Raw genomic sequence first — 25,130 nt, 5'->3', positions numbered from 1 at the left:
AGCCAGATTCCCATGCATGAACTCGACGAACAGTTACGTGAACTGATCCCCAGGATGCGGCGCTTTGCCGTGTCCCTGACCCGTAACACCAGCAGCGCCGACGACCTGGTGCAGTCGACTCTGGAACGCGCAATCACCCGATGGGCCGACAAACGCATCGAAGGCGACTTGCGCGCGTGGCTGTTCTCGATTCTTTACCGGCAATTCCTCGACGCCCACCGCCGCAGCCGGCGTTACGCGCGCATGCTCGACTTCTTCACCGGCCGTGACGACGCGCAACCTTCGGTGGAGCGCACGGTGATGGCCCAATCGGCCTTGCAGGCTTTTGACCAACTCAACACCGAACAGCGCGCCCTGTTGCTCTGGGTGTCGGTCGAAGGCTTAAGCTACAAGGAGGTTGCCGTCATCCTCGAGGTGCCCGTCGGCACCGTCATGTCGCGCTTGTCCCGGGCGCGCCAGGCCCTGCGCCAACTCAGTGATGGCGAAATTGCCAGCCCTTCCCTGCGGATACTCAAATGATCAGCCTGCCCCCCAGCGAACGCGATTTGCACGCCTACGTCGATCACCAACTGCTGGAGAGCGATCGCCGCGTGCTTGAAACCTACTTGGCGACCCACCCCGACGTCGCTGCCCAGGTGCATGCCTGGCAACAGGATGCGCAAGCACTGCGCGCGTCATTGAGCGGGGCCTTGCAACAACCGACCAACCCCGCGCTGGACCCGGCGCTGATTCGCCAACGCATCAAACACCAATCGCGTCGCCACTTCGCCACGGCTGCCGTGTTGTTGATCGCCGTCAGCCTGGGCGGTTTTGGCGGCTGGCACGCCCGCGAAGCGACCCAGCCTGCCCTGTTGCCGATGGCCGACGCCATGCAAGCGTTCCGCCTGTTTGCCCAGGATGGCATCATGCCCGCCGACTACAACGCCCAGGACGGCGGCTCGATGCAGGCCTGGCTGGATCGCTACTTCAACCAGGCGCACCGCCTGCCGGACTTGAGCCAGGCAGGTTTCAAGCCGGTCAGCGGGCGCTTGCTCACCACTGAACAGGGCGCTGCGGCGATGGTGCTGTACGAAGACCCGCAAGGCCGGCGCATCAGCTTCTACATCCGCCCGCCTGGCCCGGAAAACGGCTTTCTGCCCCGCGGCAGCCGCAGCGCCGATGGTTTGCAGGCCGAGTACTGGTCCGGCAGCGGCTACAACTACGCAATGGTCAGCCCGGTGGATCAGCCGACCACGCAGATGATGAAGTTCTAAAAGCCCACGTCCAGCACCACGTTGTCCAGATAGGTGCCGCCCGGCGGCGTGGTCTGGTCGGTGTAGACCTTGGCGTTGTAGTTGAACACCTGGCTGCCGGTGCCCAGGCCGTTGCCAGGGTTGACCTCGGCCGTTGAACTGGCCCGACGCGCCGTGCCCACGCTGCCCCAGCGGGTCGTGCTGGCACTCTTGAAGATGTCGTAAGCAAGAAAGTTACCGGCGGACACCATCTGCCGGCGGCCACCCACACTCACCGGGTTCTGCCCGTCACTGAGGCCCACGGTGTAGGCGCTGCCCTTGGTGCAGGCAACGCTGGCCTGCCCGTTGACGGTGGAAAATGCACTGACCACCGGCGCGCTGCCAAAGGCGATGGCGGGCGTAGTGATCTGGCAGTCATTGACCACGGTCATGCTCACATTCAGCGTGGTCGTGCCGTTGTTGATCTCGCGGCCCGCGCAAATCCCACCAATGCCAATGCCTGAACAGTAGTTCCAGTTCCAGAAGATACTCAGGGTTTCGGTGTACACACCTGCCGCCACGTTACTGCCGACGGTGGTGGCGAAATACAGCGGCACAATTTTGGTACCCGGCCCGAACACCAGGCCAAGGGAGGCGGCAATGCCACCACTGCCGCCAAAATCGAACGCGGTGCCGCGCGTCATTGGGAACGCGGTGGTGTTGTTGGCGTAGATCGTATAGCTGATGACATCCCCGGTCGGCCCGACCAGGCCGCCTTGCGAGGAGCCGGTGACGGTCGCATAGAAATGGTCATTGGAGGTCAAGACTGACAGCAGCGCTGGCGTGCAGCTCAACCCAGCGTTGGTGGTCGAACTCGGCTGGGAGGTGGTGCGCACGGTCATAGAACTCACCGTGGTGCCGAAACTGGCCGGCACGGTGGCGCCCACCGTGCACACCGCCTGCACCTGCACCGACACGCCCAGGCTCGCCAACAGCAGTAACCGCAACAGCCAATCCTTGACCTGCACACGCACACTCCTTATGTCATTGGCACACCAGTGGCCCGATCAGCGGCACCTGCTCCTGCGTGGTATCCAGTTCGAACGTCGCCTGGCAGGTCTGGCCATCGCCGACGGTGACCTGCAAGGTGTTGTGGGCCGCCAGGTTTTCCAGGTAGACCAGCCCGTCCCACCCCACCACCGCCAGCGCGCCGCTTTGCTCGTGTCGCACCTGGCTGCCCAGGGGCAAATCCTGATGCTGGGCATCGACCAAAGTGATGCTCGCCGCGAGCACCCGGCGCACCGGAAACTCCAGCAGGTAACCACTGCCACGGCGCACGGCCACGCGCTGCTCGACATTGGGCACTTGCATGTTGGCCGGCAGGTTCAGCGGGTCGATCTCGTATTTGGCCCGGTAGTAGGCGCTGGTCCACGGCACCAGCAAGTGCCCGTTGCGGTCGGTTTCACCCACCACTTGGTTCTCGTAGCGCACCGGTACGCCGCCAACGCCATCGGTGCTCACCACCACAAACGCATCGTCGACACGGTTGGCCGCGAACACGTGGTGGTCCATCCATACCAGCGAGCCACTGGCATCCGCCCAGCGGGTTTCGGCGTCGCGGTTGCCATACACGCCGGCCTGCAACTGCACCGACTGCAAGCGCCAGGTCAGGTCGGCCTGCCGATAAGCCGGCCCGTCACCGCTGGCGTAACCGAGGTTAAAGCCCACGCCGCCCTCGGCCGGCACTGCCCGGCTGTAGTTGACGCGCTGCTGGCTTTGTCCGGTCTTGCTGCGTTCGCTGCCCACGCTGAGGCTGCCGTAGATGTCGAAAGGCACCACCACTTGGGCCTGCACTGCCCAACTGCTGTCACCGACCTCGTGGTTGGCCGACAGGTAGAAACTGCTGTTGCGCCACAGCGCTTTACTCCAGGTCATGTTCACCAGGCGGGTGCGAGAATCATCCGCCGCCTGCACATCGAAATACCCCACGCCCAAACTGCCGAAATCGTTGAGGTTCAGGCTCAAGGTCGCTTGCTGGCTGCGCTTGCTGAGGCTGGCATAGGGCGTGTCGACCAGGCTCAGGTCGGCGTACTCATCGCGGCGCTCTACCCGTTGATAAGACACGCTGTAACGCTGATTGCTGTACTGGTAGCCCAGGCTCAGTTGCTGGCCTGTGCGCCCGTCGAACTGGCTTTGGCTGACGGCGGTATTGAGCACGCCGAAGTTGCCCATGCGCAGGTTGCCGCCGACACCGCCCAAGGCCAGGTCACCCGCGGCTTCGGCGTGGCTTTCCAGGGTAAACGCATCCGACAGCCCGTACCGAAAGGTGCCGCTCGCCACGCCGGAGCCATAGCCAAAATCGCGCACGGTGTAGTCGCGGCGCAGGTTACCCGCCGCCACCGAAAAGTCCGACAAGCCCTTTTGCAACAGCGTACTCGTGACGTAGAACGGCACCGTGGTCGAGACCTGCCGGCCCAGGGCGTCGGTGGTCACCACCACCGCCTCACCCGCGCCGTTGATGAACGGCACGTTGGTCAGGGTGTACGGCCCAGGCTGCAGGTCGGCGCTGCTGGTTTTGTAGCCGTTGATAAACAGGTCCACCGACGACGGCACGGCGGCCTCACCGGCAAACTGTGGCAGCGGGTAGGTGACCAAATCCGGACGCACACCAAAATCGCGCGACACCTGCACACCGCCAAGACGCACCGAGGTGCTCCACGGCAAGGCACCGCTGATCACGTCGCCGGCCTCATAGGTCAGCAGGCGCTCGTCGTCGGAAAACCGCCACGTGGTGTCATAACGCCGATAGCCGTTGTCCAGGCTGCCGCCGGCTGTCTCCCGGCCAAGCGTGGTGCGGTACTGGCCGGTGTTGGACAAGGTGCCCCAGGTGTCGAACAACCTGACTTCGTTGAAGATGCCGAGGTAGGTGCCGGCGTCATCGGTGTCGTTGAGGTAGGCGTCATAGTTGAGCAGCGCGCCAAAGCTGGTCAGCGCCTGGGTGCGCGGGTAATTGTTGCGATTGCCGATAAATTGCTCCGGCAACCAGGCCGGCGGCACGCTGAGCATCAGGCGCTGGCCCTGGCTGTCGTAATCGGTGTGCATGCCTGGCAGGTTTTCCAGCGCAACCTCGGCGGGCACTTCACCCGGCAGCTTCATACCGATTTCCTGCAACACCGACGCCGGCAAAAACAATTGCCCGGCACGCTGATTGACGGCGACCACGCGCCCGGTATCCATCTGATTGACCACCAGTTCCAGAAACAACTGCGCATCGGCAACAGCCTCCATACTGCTGGGAGGGGGCGGCAATGGAGCGGCCACACCCGGCGCCGCAAGCACCAGGCCAGACAGGCCACTCACCACCCACACCGATCGCCATAAACCTCTCGCCCGTTCATGGCTCACCAAGGCTTTGTGTCCATCAATGGACATCTCCATCCGTTAACACCAGGGGCTGCTCCATGCCCTACCGCACTGATTTATCGCCCCGGTGCAAGGTTCTCCAATTGCGTCGCACCATTGACTCGCACCTGCAGCGGCTGATCAGCCGGCAGGCCCTCCGGCACTGGCCAGCGCATGGTTGCGCCCGGCAGCACATAGCCCATCAGGCCTTCCACCAGCGGCCGAGGCTGGCCGCCCTGTTTGAACGTGGCGTCGGTCAAGCGCGCATGCACGGCGCCCTGGTTGCGCATTTCGACATAGTTGCGCCCACCCACTGTGACCTTTTTCCAACTCAGGTCCGGCTTGCCGGCACTTTTGGGGTCGCGCTCGCGGGTGCCATCTACCTTGCTCCAAAGGCCCGGGCCATAGGCGAACAGCGGCACCGAATAGCGCATCTGGAAGCGAATCGCAGCGGCCGTCTTGCCATCAGCCGGGGCCGCAGGCGGCGCGGCCGGGGGGATTTCATCGATGATGATCCGGTAGGCCAGTTCCCGGCCCGGCGGCACCTCTTTGGTCCGGGTCAGGCGCACCAGCTGTTTCTGCCCCGGCTCGATTTTCGCCACCGGCGGGCTGCCGATCACGTCGCGCTGGTTCTGGTACTGCTCATCAAAACCGCTCTGGGTCCAGGCAAACACGCGGATTTGCAGGTTGGCGGTCTCCGTGCCGCGATTTTCCAGCCACAGGGCGCTGGCCTGTTGGTCGGCCTCCAGCACCGGGTCAATCGGCCAGATCAGCACCGAGCTGGCCGCGTGCGCCTGCCCTGCCGTCAACGCCCACAACGCGCTCAAACCTGCTGCCCACCAGTGCCGGGAAGCTGCATACATAAGTCTTACTCCTCATTGCCAATCGCCTTACCACGACAGCTGCACCTGCAACGTGTCGCTGTACGTCCCCCCAGGCGTATTACCCGGTAACTGCACTCGCCCATAAATCGGCAAGGTGATGCTGGCTGCGTTGGTGTAGGCCACGCTCACGCTTTGGCTGATGCCCAGGCTCTGGCTGAACGCCGCGTCCCGAAACAGTTGATAAGCCACTTGAGCAGTGCCGCTATTGAGCTGCATCCGCCGACCGCTGTTGTTGTGCAAACCGCCATCGACACTCATGCTCAGCGCAACCCCCGGCGTACATTGCAGGGTCACGCCCCCCGTGAGTGCGACAGACGCCGTGCTGGTCGCCAGGGCCGAATAAGTGCCGAAGGCCAGGCTGCCGTAGTTCGTCCCGCCACCCACCACCAGGCATCCAGGGGTGATGGTCGCGCTGACCTGGAACGACTGACTGGTCACCGCCAGCAGCGACACCGGCATGCCCCAGCCGATGCACACCACACACGCCGCCCACCCTGCCCGGCTCATGGCACTTAGAACGTCAGCGTCACGTTGACCGTGTCGGTGTAAGTCCCGGCCGGCAGCCCGGCCTTGCCGTTGGCCTTACCGTAAATATTCACGGCCTGAGCCACGCCCGTGCTGGGTGCCAGGTTGATCACCCCACCGATGGCGAGCAAATTGGAATGGCCACTGTCGGTGAACAGGTCATACGGCACGTAATTGGCCACACCGTCGTACAGCGCGCGACCACCGCCCACAGACTTGCCGTCGTTGGCGCCGGCAGACACGGTCAGCGTCGGTGAAGTGCCCGCCGAACACAGAATCGACAACGCGCCACCGCCGCCGCCCAGCACCTGGCCGTCGGCTTCAGTGAACAGGCTGTTGGCCGTACCGAAGTTCAGGTTACCGAAGCTCATCCCGCCGGTGGCCGCCGCACCATTGACCTGGCAGCTGCTGGTCAGCACCAGCGTTGCGGTGACGGTGCCGGCGACCGTGGCCGCCTGCGTACCCGACACCCATACCAGCGCCATCAATGGAAAAACTGCTTTCGATACAAGTGCATGCATGATGTTAATCCTCATGATTTACCAATCCAGAGTCACCGTCAGGGTGTCTGTGTAGATGCCGGCCGGTAGGGCCCTGGTATTCGCCACCACCGAGCCGAATACCGGGATCGGTACTTGTGTGCCCTTGGTCACGACGAAATTGCGTTGTTGGCCAATGCTGTAAGTGCTCTGGCCCAGCGGATCGGCCGACAGCCGATACGGGATGGTCTGACGCCCGTTGCTCAAGCGTCGCGTAGTGCCATCGCCGTGCGCGCCGCCGTCGATCGTCACGGTGAAACTGCTGACCACCGAGGGGTTGCAGGACACCGACAGCGGCGCCTTGTCGCCATCGGAAACGGCTGCGCCCAGTGGGTTGCTCCAGGTCGGGCCCTGGCTGCCAAAGTCGAGCATTGCCGTGCCGCCCGCGGGGCTCACGGGCGCGCTTGCGGCGCCTTTGCTCACCTCACAACTGGCGGTTATCACCAGCCGCGCATGAATCTGCCCGGCCACGGCCGCCTGGGCGTCTTCTGCCAGCAGCAACAGGCCGCCCATGGCCACGAGGGCCCAGCCCCGGCTTACCATGTGACCGTGACCTTGAGCAGGTCGGTGTAGCGGCCGACGGCGGGGATGTCCTTGAGCGGTTCGATGCGACCATATAAGGGCAAGTCGACGCTGCCCGAGTCCGGCACGCGGCCACTGAGCGGTTCATTCACGGGCAAGGCAATACGTCGCGCGGCGTCGGCGTAGAGGCGATAGGGAATAGGTTTACTCGAGGGGGTCGCGGCGCTGAGGTAGCGCACTTCGCCGACGCCGCCATGCAGGCCGCCGTCAACGCGCATTTGATAGGGTGTGTCCGGGTTGCATTCCAGGCGCGGCTGGCGCTGGCTGATCAAGGCCGCACTCAAGGGGCCGGCCGGGTCATCCAGACGCGGGCCGCTGCCAAAGTCCAACACGCCCAGCTGCTCGATACCCGCATCGCGGGTGATGCCCACCAGCTGGCAGCCCCGTTGCACGTCGATGCGCACTTCTACCTGAAGTTGCGCAGCGTAAACCGTGTTACAGAGTATGGCGCCCATGACTGCCAATACTGCTCGTCCCTTCACTGCCCCAATTCCTTATACAGGGGTATACAGGGGTGACAACTGTGTATGAGGTTAGCCATTTAAGGAGAAACCGCCAGTTTGCCCAGGACCACCCCCTCGCCATGCTTTTTCGAGATAGCTGGCGGCGCGCTTCTCTATTGGTCAAATCGCCTCGGGCGCCCTAAAGTGGGCGACCACCGCACGACAGAGTGACTTGCATTGGCTGTGCTTCCCCTGATTCAGCGTTTGCTGGGCAAAAAAACCGCCGTCCTTGACCCCTCGCCGATCCCGGCGTTCTTTGAGAACAAGGCCAGGCAACAGGGCTATACCCTGAGCGCAGGCCAAACCCGGGCGATTGCCGCCCTCGCCCGCGAGACCCAGCACCTGCTCGCCAACCGTGCAACGCGCAGCCTGTACCTGCACGGCCCGGTGGGGCGCGGCAAAAGCTGGCTGCTCGATGGGTTTTTCCAGGCGCTGCCGATTGCCGACAAACAGCGCGTGCACTTCCATGCGTTTTTTGCCCGCCTGCATCGGGGCATGTTTGCGCACCGTGAGCACGACGACGCCCTGGGCGTGACCCTCGATGAGCTGCTGGCGGGATGCCGGGTGCTGTGTTTCGACGAATTCCATGTTCACGATATCGGCGATGCCATGCTTATCAGCCGGCTGTTCAACGCCTTGTTTGCGCGCGGCGTGCTGGTGCTGGTGACCTCAAACTATGCGCCCGAGGGGCTGCTGCCCAACCCGCTGTACCACGAACGCTTCAAGCCGGTAATCGACCTGATTGCCGCGCGGATGGACGTGCTGGAGGTCAGCTCACCCGAGGATTTTCGCAGCTTGCCCCATGCGCATGCCGAGCAGCACTTCACCGCTGGCCAGTATGTTTGGCCGGGCACGCCCGCCCAGCGTGAAATGCTCGGGCTCCCCGCCACCGATTGCCCGGCGCAAAGCCTGACCGTCGGCAATCGTCAGCTGATATGTCGCCACCATCAGGCGCCAACCATCGCGTTCACCTTCAACGACTTGTGCGAACAACTCACGGCCGTGATGGATTACCTGCTGCTCTGCGAGGACTTCGACCACTGGATTGTCGACGGGCTGCCCCAGTTGGCAGACTGCCCGATCGCCGTGCAACAACGGTTTATCAACCTGGTGGACGTGCTGTACGACCAGGACAAACGCCTGACGCTGATCGGCCAACACCCCTTGGCGCATGCCCTTGAAGGGCAGGCCATCGACCTGGCTCGCACCGCGAGCCGTCTGAACCAATTGCAAACCGTCTACCCGCAACCGGCGCCTCACCCGGTATCATGAGCGCCTTTTTACGCCCTCTTGCCGAGTGACTGCGCCGTTCATGAATACCCTCGCCCAACTCAAGGCCGGCCAACTGGCCGGCATCACGCGCCTGGACCTGTCCTGCGGGCTGACCGAATTCCCGCGGGAAATCTTCGAACTGGCCGACTCCCTGGAAATCCTCAACCTCACGGGCAACGCCCTGAGCAGCCTGCCCGACGACCTGCATCGCCTGTCGCACCTGCGCGTGCTGTTCTGCTCCGACAACGCCTTCACCGAGCTGCCGGCGTGCCTGGGCCAGTGCGCACAGCTGAGCATGATCGGCTTCAAGGCCAACCGGATCAGCCACGTGCCCGCCGCCGCCCTGCCGCCGCAGTTGCGCTGGCTGATCCTCACGGATAACTGCATCAGCCAATTGCCCAACGAATTGGGCGAGCGGCCGTTGCTGCAAAAACTGATGTTGGCCGGCAACCAATTGGCGCACCTGCCGCAAAGCCTGGCCAACTGCCACAACCTGGAACTGATCCGCATCGCCGCCAACCGCCTGACTCAACTGCCGCAGTGGCTGCTGACGCTGCCGAGCCTGACCTGGCTGGCCTATGCCGGTAACCCGGTGGAAATGGCCGTGGATGTGGCGGGCGATGACGCGACACCGAACATTCCCTGGTCGGAACTGGAACTGGGTGACGTGCTGGGCGAAGGCGCCTCGGGGATCATTCGCAAGGCGGCGTGGCGACCGCGGGGGATGTCTGTCGCAGTCAAACTGTACAAAGGCACGATCACCAGCGACGGCTCTCCGCTGCACGAAATGCAGGCCTGCATCGCCGCCGGGCTGCACCCCAACCTGATCAAGGTGGAAGGCCGCGTGGTGGGCCATCCCGATGACCAGGCCGCGCTGGTGATGGACCTGATCGACCCGAGTTATCGCAACCTTGCCGCACTGCCGAGCCTGGCGTCCTGTACGCGCGATATCTACGCGCCCGACACGCGCTTCAGCCCCCAAGTGGCCTTGCGCATGGCGCGCGGCATAGCGTCGGTGGCGGCCCATCTGCACCGCCACGGCATTACCCATGGCGACCTGTACGGCCACAACATTCTGTGGAATGCCAAGGGTGATTGCTTGCTCGGGGATTTTGGCGCGGCGTCGTTCCATGCCACAGCGGACACCTTGGAAACCCAGGCGTTGCAGCGTATTGAAGTGCGCGCGTTTGGGGTGTTGCTGGGGGAGTTGCTGGCGCGGGTTGACACGCCGTTCAACGACCAGGCGTTGGTGGCGCTGCAAAAACGCTGCTGCCAGCCTGATGTGTTGGCGCGACCAGGCTTTGAAGAGATCGAGACCTTGCTGCAAGCTCTGCCACACCACTGATCAAATGTGGGAGCGGGCTTGCTCGCGAATGCGTAGTGTCAATCACTGATTGGGTGACTGACACATTGCATTCGCGAGCAAGCCCGCTCCCACATTTTTTACCGCGTTCAATTCAGCGATAAATCAGCCAGCCAGGCCGACGAACATATCCTGCACGTCGTCATGGTTGTCCAGCCCTTCCAGGAAGGCTTCGACTTCGGCCATCTGCTCATCGGTCAAACCACTCACCGGGTTCTTCGAGATGTAGCCCAGCTTGGCCGACAACACCGTGAAACCCTGCTCCGGCAGGGCCTTCTGCACGGCATCCAGGTCGGTGGTTTCGGTGATGAACAGGGTGGTGCCCTCCTCTTCGCCGTCTTCGAAATCCTGGGCGCCGGCTTCGATAGCCGCCATTTCCGGATCAGCGTCCGGGGTGTCCGGCGACGCTTCGATCAGGCCGACGTGGTTGAAGTCCCAGGCCACAGAGCCCGAAGCACCCAACTGACCTTTGCGGAACGCCACGCGGATTTCCGCCACGGTACGGTTGATGTTATCGGTCACGCACTCGACGATCAGCGGCACCTGGTGCGGGGCGAACCCTTCGTAGGTCACACGGTGGTACTGCACGGTTTCACCTAGCAGGCCGGCGCCTTTTTTGATCGCGCGCTCCAGGGTTTCCTTGGGCATCGAGGCCTTTTTGGCTTGCTCAACCACCAGACGCAGGTGGGCGTTGGTCGCGGTGTCGGCACCGTTGCGGGCGGCGATGGTGATTTCCTTCACCAGCTTGCCGAAGATCTTGCCCTTGGCATTGGATGCCGCTTCTTTATGTTTGACTTTCCACTGTGCGCCCATGACTCACTCTCTTTTGTCCATCGCGCCGAGACGTCTACTGGCCGGCGCTTTGGGGGCAGAGTTTATAGGGCAAAAAAAAATCGTTCCAGCAAAAAACCGTCAAGACGCCAACTCGAAAAACGCCTGGATCAGGCGCAGTGAACGGCGTCGCTCCATGCAACCGAGCATGTGCCGGTTGACCAGCCCGTCGCCCTGCAGGGGAATGGCATGCACGCGCGGATCGCGGCTGACCTCCATTGACGACACCACCCCCACGCCCAGTTCAGCGGCGACGGCTTCGGTCACCGCCTCACGGCTGTCCAGTTCGAGCAAGACCTTGGGCTGCACCGCGGCGCTAACGCACGCGCTGTCGAAGGTGCGCCGGGTAATCGAGCCGGGCTCGCGAAGCACCATGATCACTTCGTGCAATTGCTCAAGGCGAATACCCGCCGGGTCGGCCAGCCACGGGTGCCCTGCCGGCACCAAGGCGCAGATGCGCGATTCGTTCAGGGCTTGCAGGTGCAGGCCATTGCGCGGTTCCACCTCGGTGAGCACCGCCACATCCGCATGCTCGGACAACAGCGCCGCCAGGGTTTCCTGAGCATTGCCCAAGCGCAGGTTCACGGTGATGCCTGGGTAGCGCGCACGTAACCTGGCGATCATCGGCATCACCAGATGCGGGCCGTCGGCCGCCACCTCCAGGCGCCCGGTGAGCAACTGACGATTGGCTTCCAGCAGGGTCTGGGCCTCGTCCACCAGACCAAAGATCGCGCGGGTGATCGCCGCCAGACGCGTGCCCTCCTCGGTCAACTCCACCCGCCGCGCCGTACGCCGTAACAACGGGATCTGATAATGCTCCTCCAGAGCCTTGATGTGCCCGGTCACCGCCGGCTGGCTGATAAACAGCCGCGCCGCCGCCCGGGTGAAACTGCCCTCGCGGGCTACGGCATCGAATGCACGCAGTTGGAACAAGTTCATAGCTATCGGCCTCACTGATAGCTCGCATAACAACAAACAATTTGATTGATAACAAGCCAAACTGCACTTTAGGCGCCGTAGCTTCCCCAAGACTTGCGAGGACTTGAGATGACCACCGCCGCGCCCATTCTGCTCACACCCGGCCCCCTGACCACGTCCGTGCGTACGCGTCAGGCCATGCTGGTGGATTGGGGTTCATGGGACCAGCGATTCAACCAACTCACCGCCAGCGTCTGCGAGCAGTTGCTGGCGATCCTCAACGCTGCCGACAGCCATCACTGCGTGCCCCTGCAAGGCAGCGGCACCTTTGCCGTCGAAGCCGCCATCGGCACCCTGGTGCCGCGTAGTGGCAAGGTGCTGGTATTGATCAACGGCGCCTACGGCAAGCGCTTGGCCAGGATCTGCGAAGTGCTCGGCCGCCCATTCAGTACCTTTGAAACCGCCGAGGATGAACCGACCACTGCGGCCGATGTGGACCGTCTGCTGCGCGCCGACCCGGCCATTACCCACGTGGCGCTGATCCACTGCGAGACCAGCACCGGCATTCTCAACCCGCTGCCGCCGATTGCCGAGGTGGTGAAAAGCCACGGCAAGCGCCTGATCATCGACGCCATGAGTTCCTTCGGCGCGCTGCCAATTGACGCTCGCGAAGTGCCGTTCGACGCACTGATAGCAGCCTCGGGCAAATGCCTGGAGGGCGTGCCGGGCATGGGTTTCGTGTTTGCCGACAAACAGTCGCTGGCAGCCGTCCAAGGTCACTGCCACTCCCTGGCGATGGACCTGTTCGACCAGCACAGCTACATGGCCAGGACCGGGCAATGGCGCTTCACCCCGCCAACGCACGTGGTCGCCGCCCTGCACGAAGCGTTACTGCAATATCACGAAGAAGGCGGCCTGCCTGCGCGTCACCAGCGCTATACACGCAACTGTCAGGCGCTGCTCGATGGCATGGCCGAACTGGGCCTGCGCAGCTTCCTGCCGGCAGCGATCCAGGCGCCGATCATCGTCACCTTTCATGCGCCAAAGGACCCGCGTTACCAGTTCAAGGCGTTCTATGAGCGGGTCAAGGCCAAGGGTTTCATCCTGTACCCCGGCAAACTGACCCAAGTGGAAACCTTCCGCGTGGGCTGTATCGGCCACGTCGATGCGGCCGGCATGCGCGCCGCGGTCAAGGCGATCGCGCAGGTGTTGCAAGAAATGGAAGTGCTGGACATTTGATTTCCCCCATTACCCCCAGGACCTGCACCATGAATTACCAGAACCCCAACACCCTCCAGGCCGTTATCCTCGATTGGGCCGGCACCGTGGTCGACTTCGGCTCCTTCGCCCCCACGCAGATTTTTGTCGAAGCCTTCGCCGAGTTCGACGTGCACGTTTCCATCGAAGAAGCCCGAGGCCCGATGGGCATGGGCAAGTGGGACCATATCCGCACCCTCTGCGATCAGCCGCAAGTGGCCGAACGTTACCGCAAGGCCTTTGGTCGCACTCCGACCGACGACGACGTAACCGCCCTCTATGAGCGCTTCATGCCGCTGCAGATCGAGAAAATCGCCGAACACTCGGCGCTGATCCCCGGAGCACTCGACACCATCGCCCGGCTGCGTGCGCAAGGCATCAAGATCGGCTCTTGCTCCGGCTACCCCAAGCAAGTAATGGACAAGGTCGTCGCCCTGGCCGCCACCAACGGCTACCTCGCCGATCACGTGGTCGCCACCGATGAAGTGCCCAACGGTCGCCCATGGCCGGCCCAGGCACTGGCCAACGTGATCGCGCTGGGCATTGATGATGTGGCGGCCTGCGTGAAGGTCGACGACACCGTGCCCGGCATTCTCGAAGGCCGTCGCGCCGGAATGTGGACCGTGGCGCTGACTTGCTCGGGCAATGCCCTGGGCCTGACCTACGAGCAATTTCGTGCCCTGGACAGCAGCACCCTGGCCCGCGAACGCGAGCGCATCGAGGCGATGTTCAAAGGCGCGCGCCCGCACTATCTGATCGACACCCTCAACGACCTGCCCGCCGTCATCACCGATATCAACCAGCGCCTGGCGCGCGGTGAAATGCCGCAAAGCCACTGACAGAGGTCAAAACAACGGCATTTACGCCAGGCAAAGCGCTCAAAACCGGCATACAGTTAAAGGACTCCGTCACCAAGAACGGAGGTTTGCCCTGATGAGTGAGGAACACAGCGATGCCGTGGAAAAACTCCGATACACGCTACAGCACCATGTCGATTGCGCTGCACTGGTTGATGGTGGTGCTACTGGCGGTGGTTTACGCCTGCATAGAGTTACGCGGCCAGTTTCCCAAAGGCAGTGGCGCGCGTACGTTGATCGTCGAAATGCACTTCATGTTTGGCCTCACTGTGTTTGTGCTGGTGTGGCTACGCCTGTTCGCGCGCAGCCTGGGCGTTGCGCCGAAAATCGTGCCAGCGCCCCCGCAATGGCAAAGCCTGTTGGCCACGCTGATGCACGTTGCGCTGTACGCGTTGATGATCGGCATGCCGATCGCCGGCTGGCTGATTGTCAGTGCCGAGGGGCATTCGGTGATGTTCTATGGCATTGAGCTGCCGCCGTTGATCGCTGAAAACAAGGCGCTGGCCAAAGAAATCGAGGGCTGGCACGTGCTGTTCGGCAAGATCGGCTACTGGCTGATCGGGCTGCATGCATTGGCGGGGATCCTGCACCATTACGTGATCCGCGATAACACGGCGCTGCGCATGATGCCGGGTGGAAGCGGGCTCGGGCGCAAGGGCGGTGGGTCAGCCACCAAATGGGTCGATTGATGCAGCGCAATCGCGGCCGGGTAGCCGACCTGAGTGAAGCAATGGCTGGAAAAAAGCACAGCAACACCGGATATACCTGGCTGCAATGAAAAGCAAATGTGGGAGCGGGCTTGCTCGCGAATGCGTTGGGTCAGTCAGCTCATTTGTACTGACCCACCTCATTGGCGAGCACGCCCGCTCCCACCCACGGATTTGCGCTAGGCAGTAAACCCACGGCGACCTTGCAGGCCGCCGGTATGCACGAAGATCAGACGAGTGCCGGGGGGAAAACGCCCGGCCTCGATTTGCTGCTTCAGCGCCAGCAAGGCCTTGGCGGTGTAAAGCGGCTCCAGCGGCAAACCACTGGCCTGCTCCGTGGCGTGCATGAACTCGAGCAATAACGGATCGACCTTGGCGAAACCGCCTCGGCTTGCATCCACCAATTCATACCCTTGCTGCACGATGGCCTGCACGTTTTGAGCGACGCCGTGGTCATCCGGCACCGCCATCGCGCCAAAGACTGCGTGCGCGCCCGCCTCGGCCAACGTCAACCCGGCCAGGGTCGTACCGGTGCCCGCCGCCAACCACCAGGCGTCGTAGTCGGCCCAGCCGAGGGTATTCAATTGCGCGCGCACTTGATCGACCAATACCGCGCAACCCAGGGCACCGGCCATTGCACCGCCGCCTTCCGGCACTGGGTAAAGTTGCGGGTATTGTGCGTGCCACGGCAACCAGAAATCCGCCGCATGCCGCGCGCGATAGCCGCCGTAGCCGAGCCAATGCAGCTGCATGCCAAAGGCTTTCAGATCGAGCACAGTGGGTGTGTCTTGAGGATGGCCGCGCAACAGGCCCACGGTCGGAAAACCGAAGCGTTTGCCGGCTGCCGCCAGCGCGTGCAGGTGGTTGGAGTGCGCGCCGCCGAGGCTGATGACTCCGCGGGCTCCGGCCGCCTGGGCATCGGCCAGGTGCTGGGTAAGCTTGAACCACTTGTTGCCGCTGATCAGCGGGTCGATGCAATCCAGGCGTAGCACAGCCACCTCGACGCCGTTCAGCCAATCCAGCTGCAACAGTTCAAGGGGCGCGTGGGGAAGCCAGTCGAAAGGGCCCATCGGGAGGCCTCTGAACGAAAAAAGGGGCGGCAGTCTACCACCGCCCTTTTTTCGTCTTACAACTCGGCAGCGAGGCGCGAGCCCTGGTTGATGGCGCGCTTGGCATCCAGCTCGGCCGCCACGTCGGCGCCGCCGATCAGGTGCACGTTCTGGCCAGCGGCGATTAGGCCGTCCTGCAATTCGCGCAGCGGGTCTTGCCCGGCGCAGATGACGATGTTGTCCACCGCCAGCAGCTGCGGCTCGCCGTCGGCGCCGATGCGGATATGCAGACCCTGGTCATCGATGCTCAGGTATTCGACGCTGTTGAGCATCTGCACACGCTTGTTCTTCAGGCCTGTGCGATGGATCCAGCCGGTGGTCTTGCCCAGGCCGTCGCCGACCTTGGAGGTTTTGCGTTGCAGCAGGAACACTTCACGCGCCGGCGCATGCGGCGCAGGCTTGATGCCGGCCACGCCGCCACGGGCTTGCAGTTGCGTGTCGATGCCCCACTCTTTCCAGAACGCTTCGCGGTCCAGGCTGGTGGACACGCCTGCGTGCACCAGAAATTCAGAGACGTCAAAGCCGATACCGCCAGCGCCGATCACCGCCACTCGCTTGCCCACTGGCTTGCGCTCAAGAATCACGTCCAGGTAGCTCAGCACCTTGGCGTTGTCGATGCCTGGAATCGCTGGCGTACGCGGCGCAATGCCGGTGGCCAGGATAATCTCGTCATACCCGCCCGCCGCCAGTTGCGCGACATCCACACGGGTGTTGAGGCACACCTCGACGTGGGTGGTCTGCAATTTGCGCTTGAAGTAGCGCAGGGTTTCAAAGAACTCCTCTTTGCCCGGCACGCGCTTGGCGATATTGAACTGGCCGCCGATTTCGCTGGCGGAATCGAACAAGGTCACTTGATGGCCGCGCTCCGCCGCCACGGTAGCCGCTGCCAGGCCCGCAGGACCGGCGCCGACCACGGCGATTTTCTTGATCTGCTTGACCGGCAGGTAGTTCAGCTCGGTTTCGTAGCAAGCGCGCGGGTTGACCAGGCAGGTGGTCAGCTTGCCGCCAAAGGTGTGGTCCAGGCAGGCCTGGTTGCAACCGATGCAGGTATTGATTTCATCGGCGCGGCCGGCAGCGGCCTTGTTGACGAAATCCGGGTCAGCCAGGAACGGCCGCGCCATTGAGACCATGTCGGCATCGCCCTCGGCGAGGATCTGCTCGGCAACTTCCGGCGTATTGATACGGTTGGTAGTAATCAGCGGAATCTGCACCGCACCGCGCAGCTTGGCGGTGACTTTACTGAACGCGCCACGCGGCACTTTGGTGGCGATGGTCGGGATACGCGCTTCGTGCCAGCCGATACCGGTGTTGATGAGGGTCGCACCGGCTTGCTCAATGGCCTTGGCCAACTGCACGATTTCTTCCCAACTGCTGCCGCCCTCGACCAGATCGAGCATCGACAGGCGGAAAATAATAATGAAGTTCGGGCCCACGGCTTCGCGCACGCGGCGCACGATGTCGACCGCCAGGCGCATGCGGTTTTCGTAGCTGCCACCCCAACGGTCGGTGCGGTGGTTGGTGTGGGCGGCGAGGAACTGGTTAATGAAGTAGCCCTCGGAGCCCATGATTTCCACGCCGTCGTATTCGGCGACCTGGGCCAGCAGCGAGCAGGTGACGAAATCCTGGATCTGCTTTTCGATGCCTTCTTCGTCCAGTTCCTTGGGCTTGAACGGGTTGATCGGCGCCTGGATCGCGCTCGGTGCGACCTGCTTGGGGCTGTAGGCATACCGCCCGGCGTGAAGGATCTGCATGCAGATCTTGCCGCCCGCTTCGTGCACGGCCTGGGTCACGATCTTGTGCTTCTGCGCTTCCTCGTCAGTGGTCAGCTTGGCTGCACCGGCATACACGCCGCCCTCGTCATTCGGGCCAATGCCGCCGGTGACCATCAGGCCGACACCGCCACGGGCGCGCTCGGCAAAATAGGCGGCCATGCGCTCGAAACCACCTGGCTTTTCTTCAAGGCCTGTGTGCATCGAACCCATCAGGGTGCGATTGCGCAAGGTGGTAAAACCCAGGTCTAACGGGGCCAGCAGGTGCGGGTAGGCAGCAGCGGTCATGGTACAGCTCCACAACGGATCATCACGGGACGTGGCAGGCTCGAATGGCCCGCCATCGGTTTATGTCCCACAGACTAAGAGGCGATGGACTGCCGCTCAATGACTGAAACTGACAACTTATTGATCCAAATGCACAGCGCCCCTTGGCAAGCAGGTGCCTGGGCCCTACCCTAGTCGGCGAACCCTGCACACGGTCTGTTGTCTGTTGCCCCATGCGTAAACTTCTAGCGTTCACCCTCGTCATGGCCCTGGTTGCCGCCGTCACCGCGTATCTGGTCTGGACCCAGGAGCGCCCTGTGGCGCACTACCTGTCGGACCTGCGCATTTCCCTGGCCGTCAATGAAGGCGAGCCTGCCGATCGTGGCAACTTGCTCGGCATTCAGCCGGAGTTGTTTCCCGCCGATTACCAGAGCCTGGAACGCCTGCACCTGAAGCTCGCGGCGTACCTGCAAAAGGCCCGTGATCAGGGGCTGATCAATCAAAAGACCATCGTGGTCCTGCCCGAACATATCGGCACCTGGTTGATGCTCAGCGGCGAAAAAAACGAGTTATACCAGGCGGTCCATTTAAAGGACGCGATGAACTGGCTGTCGGCCAGCAACCCTCTGCAGTTTGCGCGCGCATGGATCAGCGCCACCGGCGACAACCGCATGGATGACGCCTACCTGCGTATGAAAGCCTCCGCGATGGCGCGCGACTACCAGCTGTTGTTCGGCGGCCTGGCCAAAGAGTTTGGCGTCACGCTGGTGGCCGGCTCCATCACCCTGCCCAACCCGAGTGTCGAACAAGGCCAACTGCATGTCGGTCATGGCCCGCTGTATAACGCCAGCCTGGTGTTCGGTGCCGACGGTTTGCCAGTGGGCCAGCCACAGCGCCAGTTCTATCCGATCTACGATGAGCGCGGTTTTATCCAACCGGGCGACGAAAATATCGTCAACGTGGTCGATACCCCGGCCGGGCGCCTGGGCATCCTGATCGGCAGCGACAGTTGGTACCCGGACAACTACCGCAAACTCAACGAGCAAGGCGCGCAGTTGGTCGCCGTGCCGGCGTTTGTGACCGGCCGCGAGACATGGGATCGCCCATGGCGCGGGTTTAAAAGCGTGTCGACGCCACCCGAAATCAGCCTTAAGCCCGAGGAACTCAGCGAAGGCGAAGCCTGGCACCGTCTGACCCTGATCAGCCAACAACCGATCAGCCAGGCAAGCGCCGGCATGAGCGTGTTCCTGCGTGGGCAGTTCTGGGATCTGGGCACTGCCGGGCACAGCTTTCTCAGCAGCAACGGGCGAGTCAACGCCGACAGCGGCGCCCGTGGCGCACGCCTGCTGAATATCTGGTTGTAACGCCTTGAAGCCGGTGCGCCTCGGGGATCTGTCAGTGGGCTTCGTGCACACCCTGGCGGACGCCATTCAAAGCCACGGCCTGGACCCGCAACCGCTGCTGCTGCAATACAGCCTGGACGCAGCGCGCCTCGCCGAAGCCGGTGCGCGCCTGTCGATCCCGCGTTACATGCGCCTGGGCCATGCGGCCATCCAACTGACCGGTGACCCGGGCCTGGGCTTGCGCATGGGCCAGCTCAGCCGCTTGAGCCAGGCGGGCCTTGCAGGGGTCACCGCCGCGCAAGCGCCCAACGTGCGTGAAGCGGCGCGCACATTGACCCGGTTCGAGGCGCTGTACGGCTCCAACTATCGCGGGCAGTCGAGTTTTCACGAAGATGCCGAAGGGGCGTGGCTGCGGTTCTATTCCATCAGCCCCTACAACGCCTACAACCGCTTTGTGGTGGATTCGATCATCGCCGGCTGGCTGCAGCAATTGTCCAGTTTGGCCCAACAACCGGTGCAGGCGCAGCGCATCGACATCGAATTTGACGCGCCCCCGTATTGTGACCAGTACGCAGTGCTGGGTGACGGCCCGGTGCATTTTGGCGCCGACGCCAATCAATTGCGCCTGAGCCAGCAAACCCTGGCGATGCGCAACCCGCAGCATTGCCCGAGTACCTGGCAGCTGTTGTTGAAGTTGTGTGAAGCAGAGTTGGAGCAGTTGACGCGCACCCGCAGCCTGCGCGAGCGCATTACCCGTTTGCTGGGGCCGATGCTCAATGGCGGCCGGGAACCCGACCTGGAGGAAGTGGCGGCACGCTTGAAGCTGCCCACCTGGACCCTGCGCCGCAAACTGGCCGAAGAAGGCACGCAGTTTCGCGCGATTCTCAACGACACCCGTCGCGATCTGGCCATGACCTACATTCGTGATACGGAGTTGGCGTTCGGCGAAATCGCCTACTTGCTCGGTTTTGCCTCAGCCCAAGCCTTTCAAAGGGCGTTCAGGCGGTGGAACAACCAGACCCCAGGGGAATTTCGCCGCAGTCAGCGGCATTCCGCCTGAAGTCGGTATTACAGCTCGGTGGCGTCATCGACCGGATCCAGCGGATCCAATTCAAACGCATGGTACTCCAGCAGTTCTTCTTGGTAATCGTCCATGGTGGACTCCTTGTGAGGTTAAAGCGGCTGCCAATAAATGACCCGCACAGCCAGCCTAAAGTGCCGTGATGACGAAAAAATGTCTGCGCCATGACGTTCCTGCACATCCTGATTAAACGTAGCAGCGCTGGGTTGATTTAGAATTTAACGTTTGACGTGCGATTGCAATCATTGCATGTGCAACTACATTTCCATTAGGGTACGAACCTCTGTTGCCTGGAGCTTCAACCCATGCCCGCCTCTACCGCTAACGCCGCGCAGCTGTGTATTGACGCACTGAACGGCGCCGAACCATCGCGAAGTTCGCCGTTGTACACGGTGATGACCATGGCCAATACCCTGGAATTCAGCCAGCAAGCCTGGGTAATTCGCGGCCAGTCACGCAGCCGACGCGTGGGGAGCTGGCCTACCTGGTTCGCGCGTAATACCGGCGAAAAACCACTGCTGTACCTGCACAGCGCGGCGTCGTCGGCGCAGCTGTGTGCGTTGTCGGATGAGACCGCGCAGCGCGGCATCCTGTGCAACGACATCGAGAACCAACCTTCGCCCTGGCCCAAAGGCGCGCAACCCTCGCTACCGCTGTGGCTGGCAAACCAGCCGCGTTGCACACCGTATGATCCGGCCTCGGGTGAGGAAGCCCGCGCGATAGTACTGGCCGGGTTGCGCACGTTGTACGTCGACGGCCAGCCCGGGTTTTATTACCTGGCGCTGCATGATCAAGAGACCGCCGTGACGTTGGATGCGCAAGACCGTGAAGATGCGCTCCGGGGCATGTACCCGATCCAACGTCGCCAAGGGGAGGTGCGATTGCTTGGTGCAGGTCGGGCACTGGTGGAAGTCGCTCATGCGGCTCAGTTGCTTGAACAGGACTGGAGCATCACGGCGCAGCTGTGGAGTTGCCCCAGCTACACGCGACTGGCCCGCGAGGCTGCGGCCGCTGCGCGCTGGAATCGGCTGCACCCCATCGCGCCCCGGCAGAGCTGCCATTTGCGTGATTGCCTGGCCGGGGATACCACGCCGGTAATCGCCGTCACCGGTTATCCGCAGCCGATTGTCGACCAGCTGGGGCCGTATGTTGACGCGCGTTTTGTGGCGCTGGGCGCAGGCTCAGTGCAGGCGTGTGCGCCGAGTCGTTTTTGGATCGTGGTGTGTGCGTTGAGGGCGTTGGCGGATGAAGGGTGTATTGACGCACACCAGGTGGAAATAGCGATGAAACGGTATCCACTTGAATGAATGAGAAACGCGATAAACATGTGGGAGCGGGCTTGCTCGCCAATGCCGTGGTTCAGTTAACCGGCAGGGTTCTGACACACCGCTTTGGCGAGCACGCCCGCTCCCACATTGGATCTGCACCGTATCTCAGATCTTGCGTCGGTTGCGGGTGTGCACACCCGCCTCCACCGCCAACCCCGCCGTACGCTCCAGGGCATCGGCAAACAATTGGCGCTGCTCGGGCTCGATTTGCGACAGGAACAACTCGTCGACGGTGCTTTCGTAGATCGTCCACATTTTTTTGCGCAGCACCCGACCCGCGTCGGTGATCGAGGCAAACGCCGCTCGGCCGTCGCCGTCTGAACGTGAACGCACCACCAGGCCGTCCTTTTCCAGACGGTCCACCAGGCGCGTCAGGTTATAGCGCTCGATCGCCAGCACATCGGCCAGTTCGTGCATACGGCGAGTGCCCTCGGGGCCGCTTTCCAGGCCCCACAGCGCGTCATACCAGGCGTACGGCGGCAGGTCCGCCTCAGCCAGCCGACGCTCGATTTCACGGATGACCGTCCTGTGGGCCCTGACAAAACGGAACCATACATCAGGCTCATTCGACGACATGCAACACCATCCGGGGAATTTCAAGAAGGTTGCAATAGTAGCTCATCCCGCGCTAGATTCAGGTATGTCGTTGCAATTGCAACTACATTGGCGCTACTCCCACAAGGAGCTCGCTGCTTCAAATCCGCCTACCCTGGAGCTTCACATGACCCCCAATAACGCTGTAAGACTGGACGACGATCCACAGGAAACCCGCGAGTGGCTGGAGTCCATCGAATCGGTGCTGTCCACCGAAGGCCGCCCGCGCGCCCATTACCTGATAGATCAGTTGCTGGATTTCGACGTAGCGCGCCATGGTGACTTCTACGGGCGGGTGACCACACCCTACGTCAACACCATTCCCGCCGACCGCCAGTTGCCCTACCCCGGCAACCTGGCTATCGAGCGTCGCACCAATGCGTTTATCCGCTGGAACGCCATGGCCATGGTCTTGCGTGCAGGCAAACATTCCGGTGTGGGTGGGCATATCGCGACTTATGCGTCAGCTGCTGTGCTGTACGACGTAGGCTTTGACCACTTTTTCCGTGGGCGCACCGACACGTTCGACGGCGACCTGGTGTACATCCAGGGCCACTCCTCTCCTGGCATCTATGGCCGCGCGTATCTGGAGGGGCGCATCAGCGAAGCACAGTTGGACAACTTCCGCCGTGAGGCCGGTGGCAAAGGTTTATCGTCCTACCCGCACCCGCGCTTGATGCCGGACTTCTGGCAATTCCCTACCGTCTCCATGGGGCTGGGGCCGATCACGGCGGCCTACCAGGCGCGATTCATGCGTTACCTGGAATTTCGCAACCTCAAGCAACACCAGGGCCGCAAGGTCTGGGCCTTCCTCGGTGATGGCGAAATGGACCAGCCGGAGTCCCTCGCCGCCATCTCCCTCGCCGGTCGCGAGAAACTCGACAACCTGATCTTCGTGGTCAACTGCAACCTGCAACGCCTGGACGGCCCGGTGCGCGGCAATGCCAAAGTGATTCAGGAATTCGAAAGCCTGTACCGCGCCGCCGGTTGGAATGTGATCAAAGTGATCTGGGGCGGTGGCTGGGACGCGCTGCTGGAAAAGGATCAGAGCGGCCTGCTGCGCCAGCGCATGATGGAATGCGTGGACGGCGATTATCAGAATTACAAATCGCAGAACGGCGCCTATGTACGCGAGCATTTCTTCGGTAAATACCCGGAGTTGCTGGCACTGGTTGCAGACATGTCCGACGACGAAATCTGGAAACTCTCACGGGGTGGCCATGACCCGGACAAGGTCTACAACGCCTACGCGGCTGCCGTGCGCCACCAGGGCCAACCGACGGTGATCCTGGCCAAAACCGTCAAGGGCTTCGGCATGGGTGAAGCCGGCGAAGGCCAGAACATCAACCACCAGTTGAAGAAAATGGGCGCCGAGGCGGTAAAAGCCTTCCGCGACCGCTTCGGGCTGGAAGTGGCGGATGACCAGCTCGACGATATCCCCTACCTCAAGCCCGCTGCCGACAGCGAAGAAGCCCGCTACTTCGCCGCGCGCCGCCAAGCCCTGGGCGGCTATGTGCCCGCGCGCCACAGCGCCATCGAGTCATTGCAAATCCCCGAACTGAGCGCATTTGCGTCCCAACTCAAAGACACGGGCGAGCGCGCCATTTCCACCACCATGGCCTTTGTGCGCATCCTTGGCACGCTGCTCAAAGACCCGCACCTGGGCAAGCTTATCGTGCCAATCGTGCCGGATGAATCGCGCACCTTCGGCATGGAAAGCCTGTTCCGTCAGATCGGCATCCATTCAGCGGTGGGTCAGCTTTACACCCCACAGGATGCCGGGCAACTGAGCTACTACAAGGAAAGCAAGGACGGACAGATCATGCAGGAAGGCCTGAACGAATCCGGCGCTATTTCCTCGTGGATCGCGGCCAGTACGTCCTACAGCAACCACGGCCTGATGACCGTGCCGTTCTACATTTTCTATTCGATGTTCGGCTTCCAGCGCGTCGGCGACCTGGCCTGGGCGGCGGGCGATGCGCGGGCGCGCGGGTTCCTGCTGGGGGCCACGGCGGGGCGTACCACGCTGATGGGCGAAGGCCTGCAGCATGACGACGGCCACAGCCATATTCTGTCGTCAGTGATCCCGTGCTGCGTATCGTATGACCCGACGTTTGCCTACGAGCTGGCGGTGATCATTCGCGAAGGCATGCGGCGCATGTACGTCGAGCAAGAGGACATCTACTACTACATCACCCTGCTCAACGAGAACTACCCACACCCGGCCATGCCCGATGGCGTGGAGCACGGGATTCTCAAGGGCATGTATCGACTCAGCAGCCACCCGCAAGCGCAGGTGCAATTGATGGGCAGTGGCTCGATTTTGCGCGAAGTGATCGCCGCGGCCGACTTGCTCGAAAAGGACTTCGCCGTGCACAGCGACGTGTGGAGCGTCACCAGCCTGACCGAGCTGCGCCGTGACGGGCACGCGGCGCAACGCTGGAACCTGCTGCACCCGCAAAGCGAGCCACGCGCGAGTTACGTTGAGGAATGCCTCGCCGGGCAACCCGGGCCGGTGCTGGTGGCCACGGACTACATGAAGTTATTCGCCGATCAGGTTCGCCCCTTCGTCCACGGCCGTCGCTTTGTAGCGCTGGGCACCGATGGGTTCGGGCAATCGGATACCCGCGAAACCTTGCGTGAGTTTTTCGAAGTGGACCGGCACTTTATCGTGCTGGCGGCCTTGAAGGCACTGGCCGATGACGGCGTGATCGGCCGGGACAACATCACTCAGGCCATCAGTCGCTACGAGATCGACGTCGACAAGGCGGATCCCGTAACGGTCTGA

The 25,130-nt window shown here is 62.5% G+C and carries 23 protein-coding genes; 11 read left to right on the top strand and 12 right to left on the bottom strand.

Annotation, left to right across the window (positions count from 1 at the left end; translation table 11 throughout):
* The first annotated feature begins 12 nt into the window (after window positions 1-12).
* Window positions 13-519, top strand: a complete 507-nt coding sequence (locus AACV02_RS12060; protein WP_106578821.1) for a sigma-70 family RNA polymerase sigma factor — start codon at window positions 13-15, stop codon at window positions 517-519.
* On the top strand, window positions 516-1,253 hold the full coding sequence (locus tag AACV02_RS12055; RefSeq protein ID WP_119739808.1) for an anti-sigma factor family protein: 738 nt from the start codon (window positions 516-518) through the stop codon (window positions 1,251-1,253). Before AACV02_RS12060 ends, AACV02_RS12055 begins: the two co-directional genes overlap by 4 nt.
* On the opposite strand, the gene AACV02_RS12050 is transcribed toward AACV02_RS12055, so the two are convergent.
* The 7 genes from AACV02_RS12050 to AACV02_RS12020 are packed head-to-tail and all read right to left on the bottom strand — an operon-like array spanning window position 1,250 to window position 7,625.
* Window positions 1,250-2,239, bottom strand: coding sequence for a Csu type fimbrial protein (locus tag AACV02_RS12050; RefSeq protein ID WP_372239727.1), 990 nt, complete (start codon window positions 2,237-2,239; stop codon window positions 1,250-1,252). The two genes, AACV02_RS12055 and AACV02_RS12050, sit on opposite strands and share 4 nt — an antisense overlap.
* Before the next feature lie 16 nt (window positions 2,240-2,255).
* Window positions 2,256-4,649 carry a fimbria/pilus outer membrane usher protein gene (locus tag AACV02_RS12045; protein ID WP_119739804.1) on the bottom strand — a complete coding sequence of 798 codons (2,394 nt, stop codon included), beginning with the start codon at window positions 4,647-4,649 and terminating at the stop codon, window positions 2,256-2,258.
* A gap of 41 nt (window positions 4,650-4,690) precedes the next feature.
* Entirely contained in the window at window positions 4,691-5,476 is a 786-nt protein-coding gene (locus AACV02_RS12040; RefSeq protein ID WP_119739802.1) for a fimbrial biogenesis chaperone, read from the bottom strand.
* A 27-nt stretch (window positions 5,477-5,503) separates the two neighbouring features.
* On the bottom strand, window positions 5,504-6,004 hold the full coding sequence (locus tag AACV02_RS12035) for a Csu type fimbrial protein (RefSeq protein WP_371924160.1): 501 nt from the start codon (window positions 6,002-6,004) through the stop codon (window positions 5,504-5,506).
* A gap of 5 nt (window positions 6,005-6,009) precedes the next feature.
* Entirely contained in the window at window positions 6,010-6,543 is a 534-nt protein-coding gene (locus AACV02_RS12030; RefSeq protein WP_106578825.1) for a Csu type fimbrial protein, read from the bottom strand.
* An 18-nt stretch (window positions 6,544-6,561) separates the two neighbouring features.
* Window positions 6,562-7,104 carry a Csu type fimbrial protein gene (locus AACV02_RS12025; protein ID WP_106578826.1) on the bottom strand — a complete coding sequence of 181 codons (543 nt, stop codon included), beginning with the start codon at window positions 7,102-7,104 and terminating at the stop codon, window positions 6,562-6,564.
* Window positions 7,098-7,625 (bottom strand): Csu type fimbrial protein, encoded by a 528-nt coding sequence (locus AACV02_RS12020; RefSeq protein ID WP_106578827.1) that lies wholly within the window; start codon window positions 7,623-7,625, stop codon window positions 7,098-7,100. The genes AACV02_RS12025 and AACV02_RS12020 overlap by 7 nt, the downstream gene beginning before the upstream one ends.
* 198 nt (window positions 7,626-7,823) lie before the next feature.
* Here AACV02_RS12020 and zapE point away from each other — a divergent pair, with 198 nt between their 5' ends.
* Window positions 7,824-8,918 carry a cell division protein ZapE gene (gene zapE, locus AACV02_RS12015; RefSeq protein WP_119739799.1) on the top strand — a complete coding sequence of 365 codons (1,095 nt, stop codon included), beginning with the start codon at window positions 7,824-7,826 and terminating at the stop codon, window positions 8,916-8,918.
* Between the two features lie 40 nt (window positions 8,919-8,958).
* Window positions 8,959-10,263, top strand: a complete 1,305-nt coding sequence (locus tag AACV02_RS12010; RefSeq protein ID WP_119739797.1) for a protein kinase — start codon at window positions 8,959-8,961, stop codon at window positions 10,261-10,263.
* A 123-nt stretch (window positions 10,264-10,386) separates the two neighbouring features.
* Here the strand turns inward: AACV02_RS12010 and AACV02_RS12005 are convergent, their stop codons facing one another.
* Both AACV02_RS12005 and AACV02_RS12000 read right to left on the bottom strand, forming a co-directional pair.
* Window positions 10,387-11,094: a YebC/PmpR family DNA-binding transcriptional regulator gene (locus tag AACV02_RS12005; protein WP_090402660.1), complete on the bottom strand. Its 708-nt coding sequence runs from the start codon at window positions 11,092-11,094 to the stop codon at window positions 10,387-10,389.
* Between the two features lie 99 nt (window positions 11,095-11,193).
* The gene (locus AACV02_RS12000; RefSeq protein ID WP_119739795.1) at window positions 11,194-12,051 is read right to left on the bottom strand and encodes a LysR substrate-binding domain-containing protein; all 858 of its coding nucleotides are present in this window, start codon (window positions 12,049-12,051) and stop codon (window positions 11,194-11,196) included.
* 108 nt (window positions 12,052-12,159) lie between these two features.
* Here AACV02_RS12000 and AACV02_RS11995 point away from each other — a divergent pair, with 108 nt between their 5' ends.
* The 3 genes from AACV02_RS11995 to AACV02_RS11985 all read left to right on the top strand — a co-directional run bounded on the left by AACV02_RS11995 (window position 12,160) and on the right by AACV02_RS11985 (window position 14,833).
* Window positions 12,160-13,269, top strand: coding sequence for a 2-aminoethylphosphonate--pyruvate transaminase (locus AACV02_RS11995; protein ID WP_119739793.1), 1,110 nt, complete (start codon window positions 12,160-12,162; stop codon window positions 13,267-13,269).
* A 29-nt stretch (window positions 13,270-13,298) separates the two neighbouring features.
* Window positions 13,299-14,126, top strand: a complete 828-nt coding sequence (gene phnX / locus AACV02_RS11990; RefSeq protein WP_119739791.1) for a phosphonoacetaldehyde hydrolase — start codon at window positions 13,299-13,301, stop codon at window positions 14,124-14,126.
* Window positions 14,127-14,239: 113 nt separating this feature from the next.
* Window positions 14,240-14,833, top strand: a complete 594-nt coding sequence (locus tag AACV02_RS11985) for a cytochrome b (protein WP_106578833.1) — start codon at window positions 14,240-14,242, stop codon at window positions 14,831-14,833.
* Between the two features lie 197 nt (window positions 14,834-15,030).
* On the opposite strand, the gene AACV02_RS11980 is transcribed toward AACV02_RS11985, so the two are convergent.
* Together AACV02_RS11980 and AACV02_RS11975 are read right to left on the bottom strand one after the other, a co-directional pair.
* A complete protein-coding gene (locus AACV02_RS11980; RefSeq protein WP_119739789.1) occupies window positions 15,031-15,921 on the bottom strand; it encodes a 1-aminocyclopropane-1-carboxylate deaminase/D-cysteine desulfhydrase in 891 nt (296 codons plus the stop codon).
* 56 nt (window positions 15,922-15,977) lie between these two features.
* The gene (locus tag AACV02_RS11975) at window positions 15,978-18,017 is read right to left on the bottom strand and encodes an NADPH-dependent 2,4-dienoyl-CoA reductase (protein ID WP_119739787.1); all 2,040 of its coding nucleotides are present in this window, start codon (window positions 18,015-18,017) and stop codon (window positions 15,978-15,980) included.
* Between the two features lie 212 nt (window positions 18,018-18,229).
* On the opposite strand from AACV02_RS11975, the gene AACV02_RS11970 reads away from it, so the two are divergent.
* The 3 genes from AACV02_RS11970 (at window position 18,230) to AACV02_RS11960 (ending at window position 21,727) form a co-directional block, all read left to right on the top strand.
* Window positions 18,230-19,360: a carbon-nitrogen hydrolase family protein gene (locus AACV02_RS11970; protein WP_119739785.1), complete on the top strand. Its 1,131-nt coding sequence runs from the start codon at window positions 18,230-18,232 to the stop codon at window positions 19,358-19,360.
* A gap of 4 nt (window positions 19,361-19,364) precedes the next feature.
* Window positions 19,365-20,399, top strand: coding sequence for an AraC family transcriptional regulator (locus AACV02_RS11965; protein ID WP_119739782.1), 1,035 nt, complete (start codon window positions 19,365-19,367; stop codon window positions 20,397-20,399).
* 326 nt (window positions 20,400-20,725) lie between these two features.
* Entirely contained in the window at window positions 20,726-21,727 is a 1,002-nt protein-coding gene (locus AACV02_RS11960; RefSeq protein ID WP_119739780.1) for a transketolase-like TK C-terminal-containing protein, read from the top strand.
* Between the two features lie 126 nt (window positions 21,728-21,853).
* On the opposite strand, the gene AACV02_RS11955 is transcribed toward AACV02_RS11960, so the two are convergent.
* The gene (locus tag AACV02_RS11955; protein ID WP_119739778.1) at window positions 21,854-22,324 is read right to left on the bottom strand and encodes a MarR family winged helix-turn-helix transcriptional regulator; all 471 of its coding nucleotides are present in this window, start codon (window positions 22,322-22,324) and stop codon (window positions 21,854-21,856) included.
* Window positions 22,325-22,469: 145 nt separating this feature from the next.
* On the opposite strand from AACV02_RS11955, the gene aceE reads away from it, so the two are divergent.
* Window positions 22,470-25,130 carry a pyruvate dehydrogenase (acetyl-transferring), homodimeric type gene (gene aceE / locus AACV02_RS11950; protein ID WP_119739776.1) on the top strand — a complete coding sequence of 887 codons (2,661 nt, stop codon included), beginning with the start codon at window positions 22,470-22,472 and terminating at the stop codon, window positions 25,128-25,130.

The sequence above is a fragment of the Pseudomonas sp. Larv2_ips genome (assembly GCF_963879675.1).
Lineage (GTDB): Bacteria > Pseudomonadota > Gammaproteobacteria > Pseudomonadales > Pseudomonadaceae > Aquipseudomonas.
This window is presented reverse-complemented; position numbering and strand designations above follow the sequence as displayed.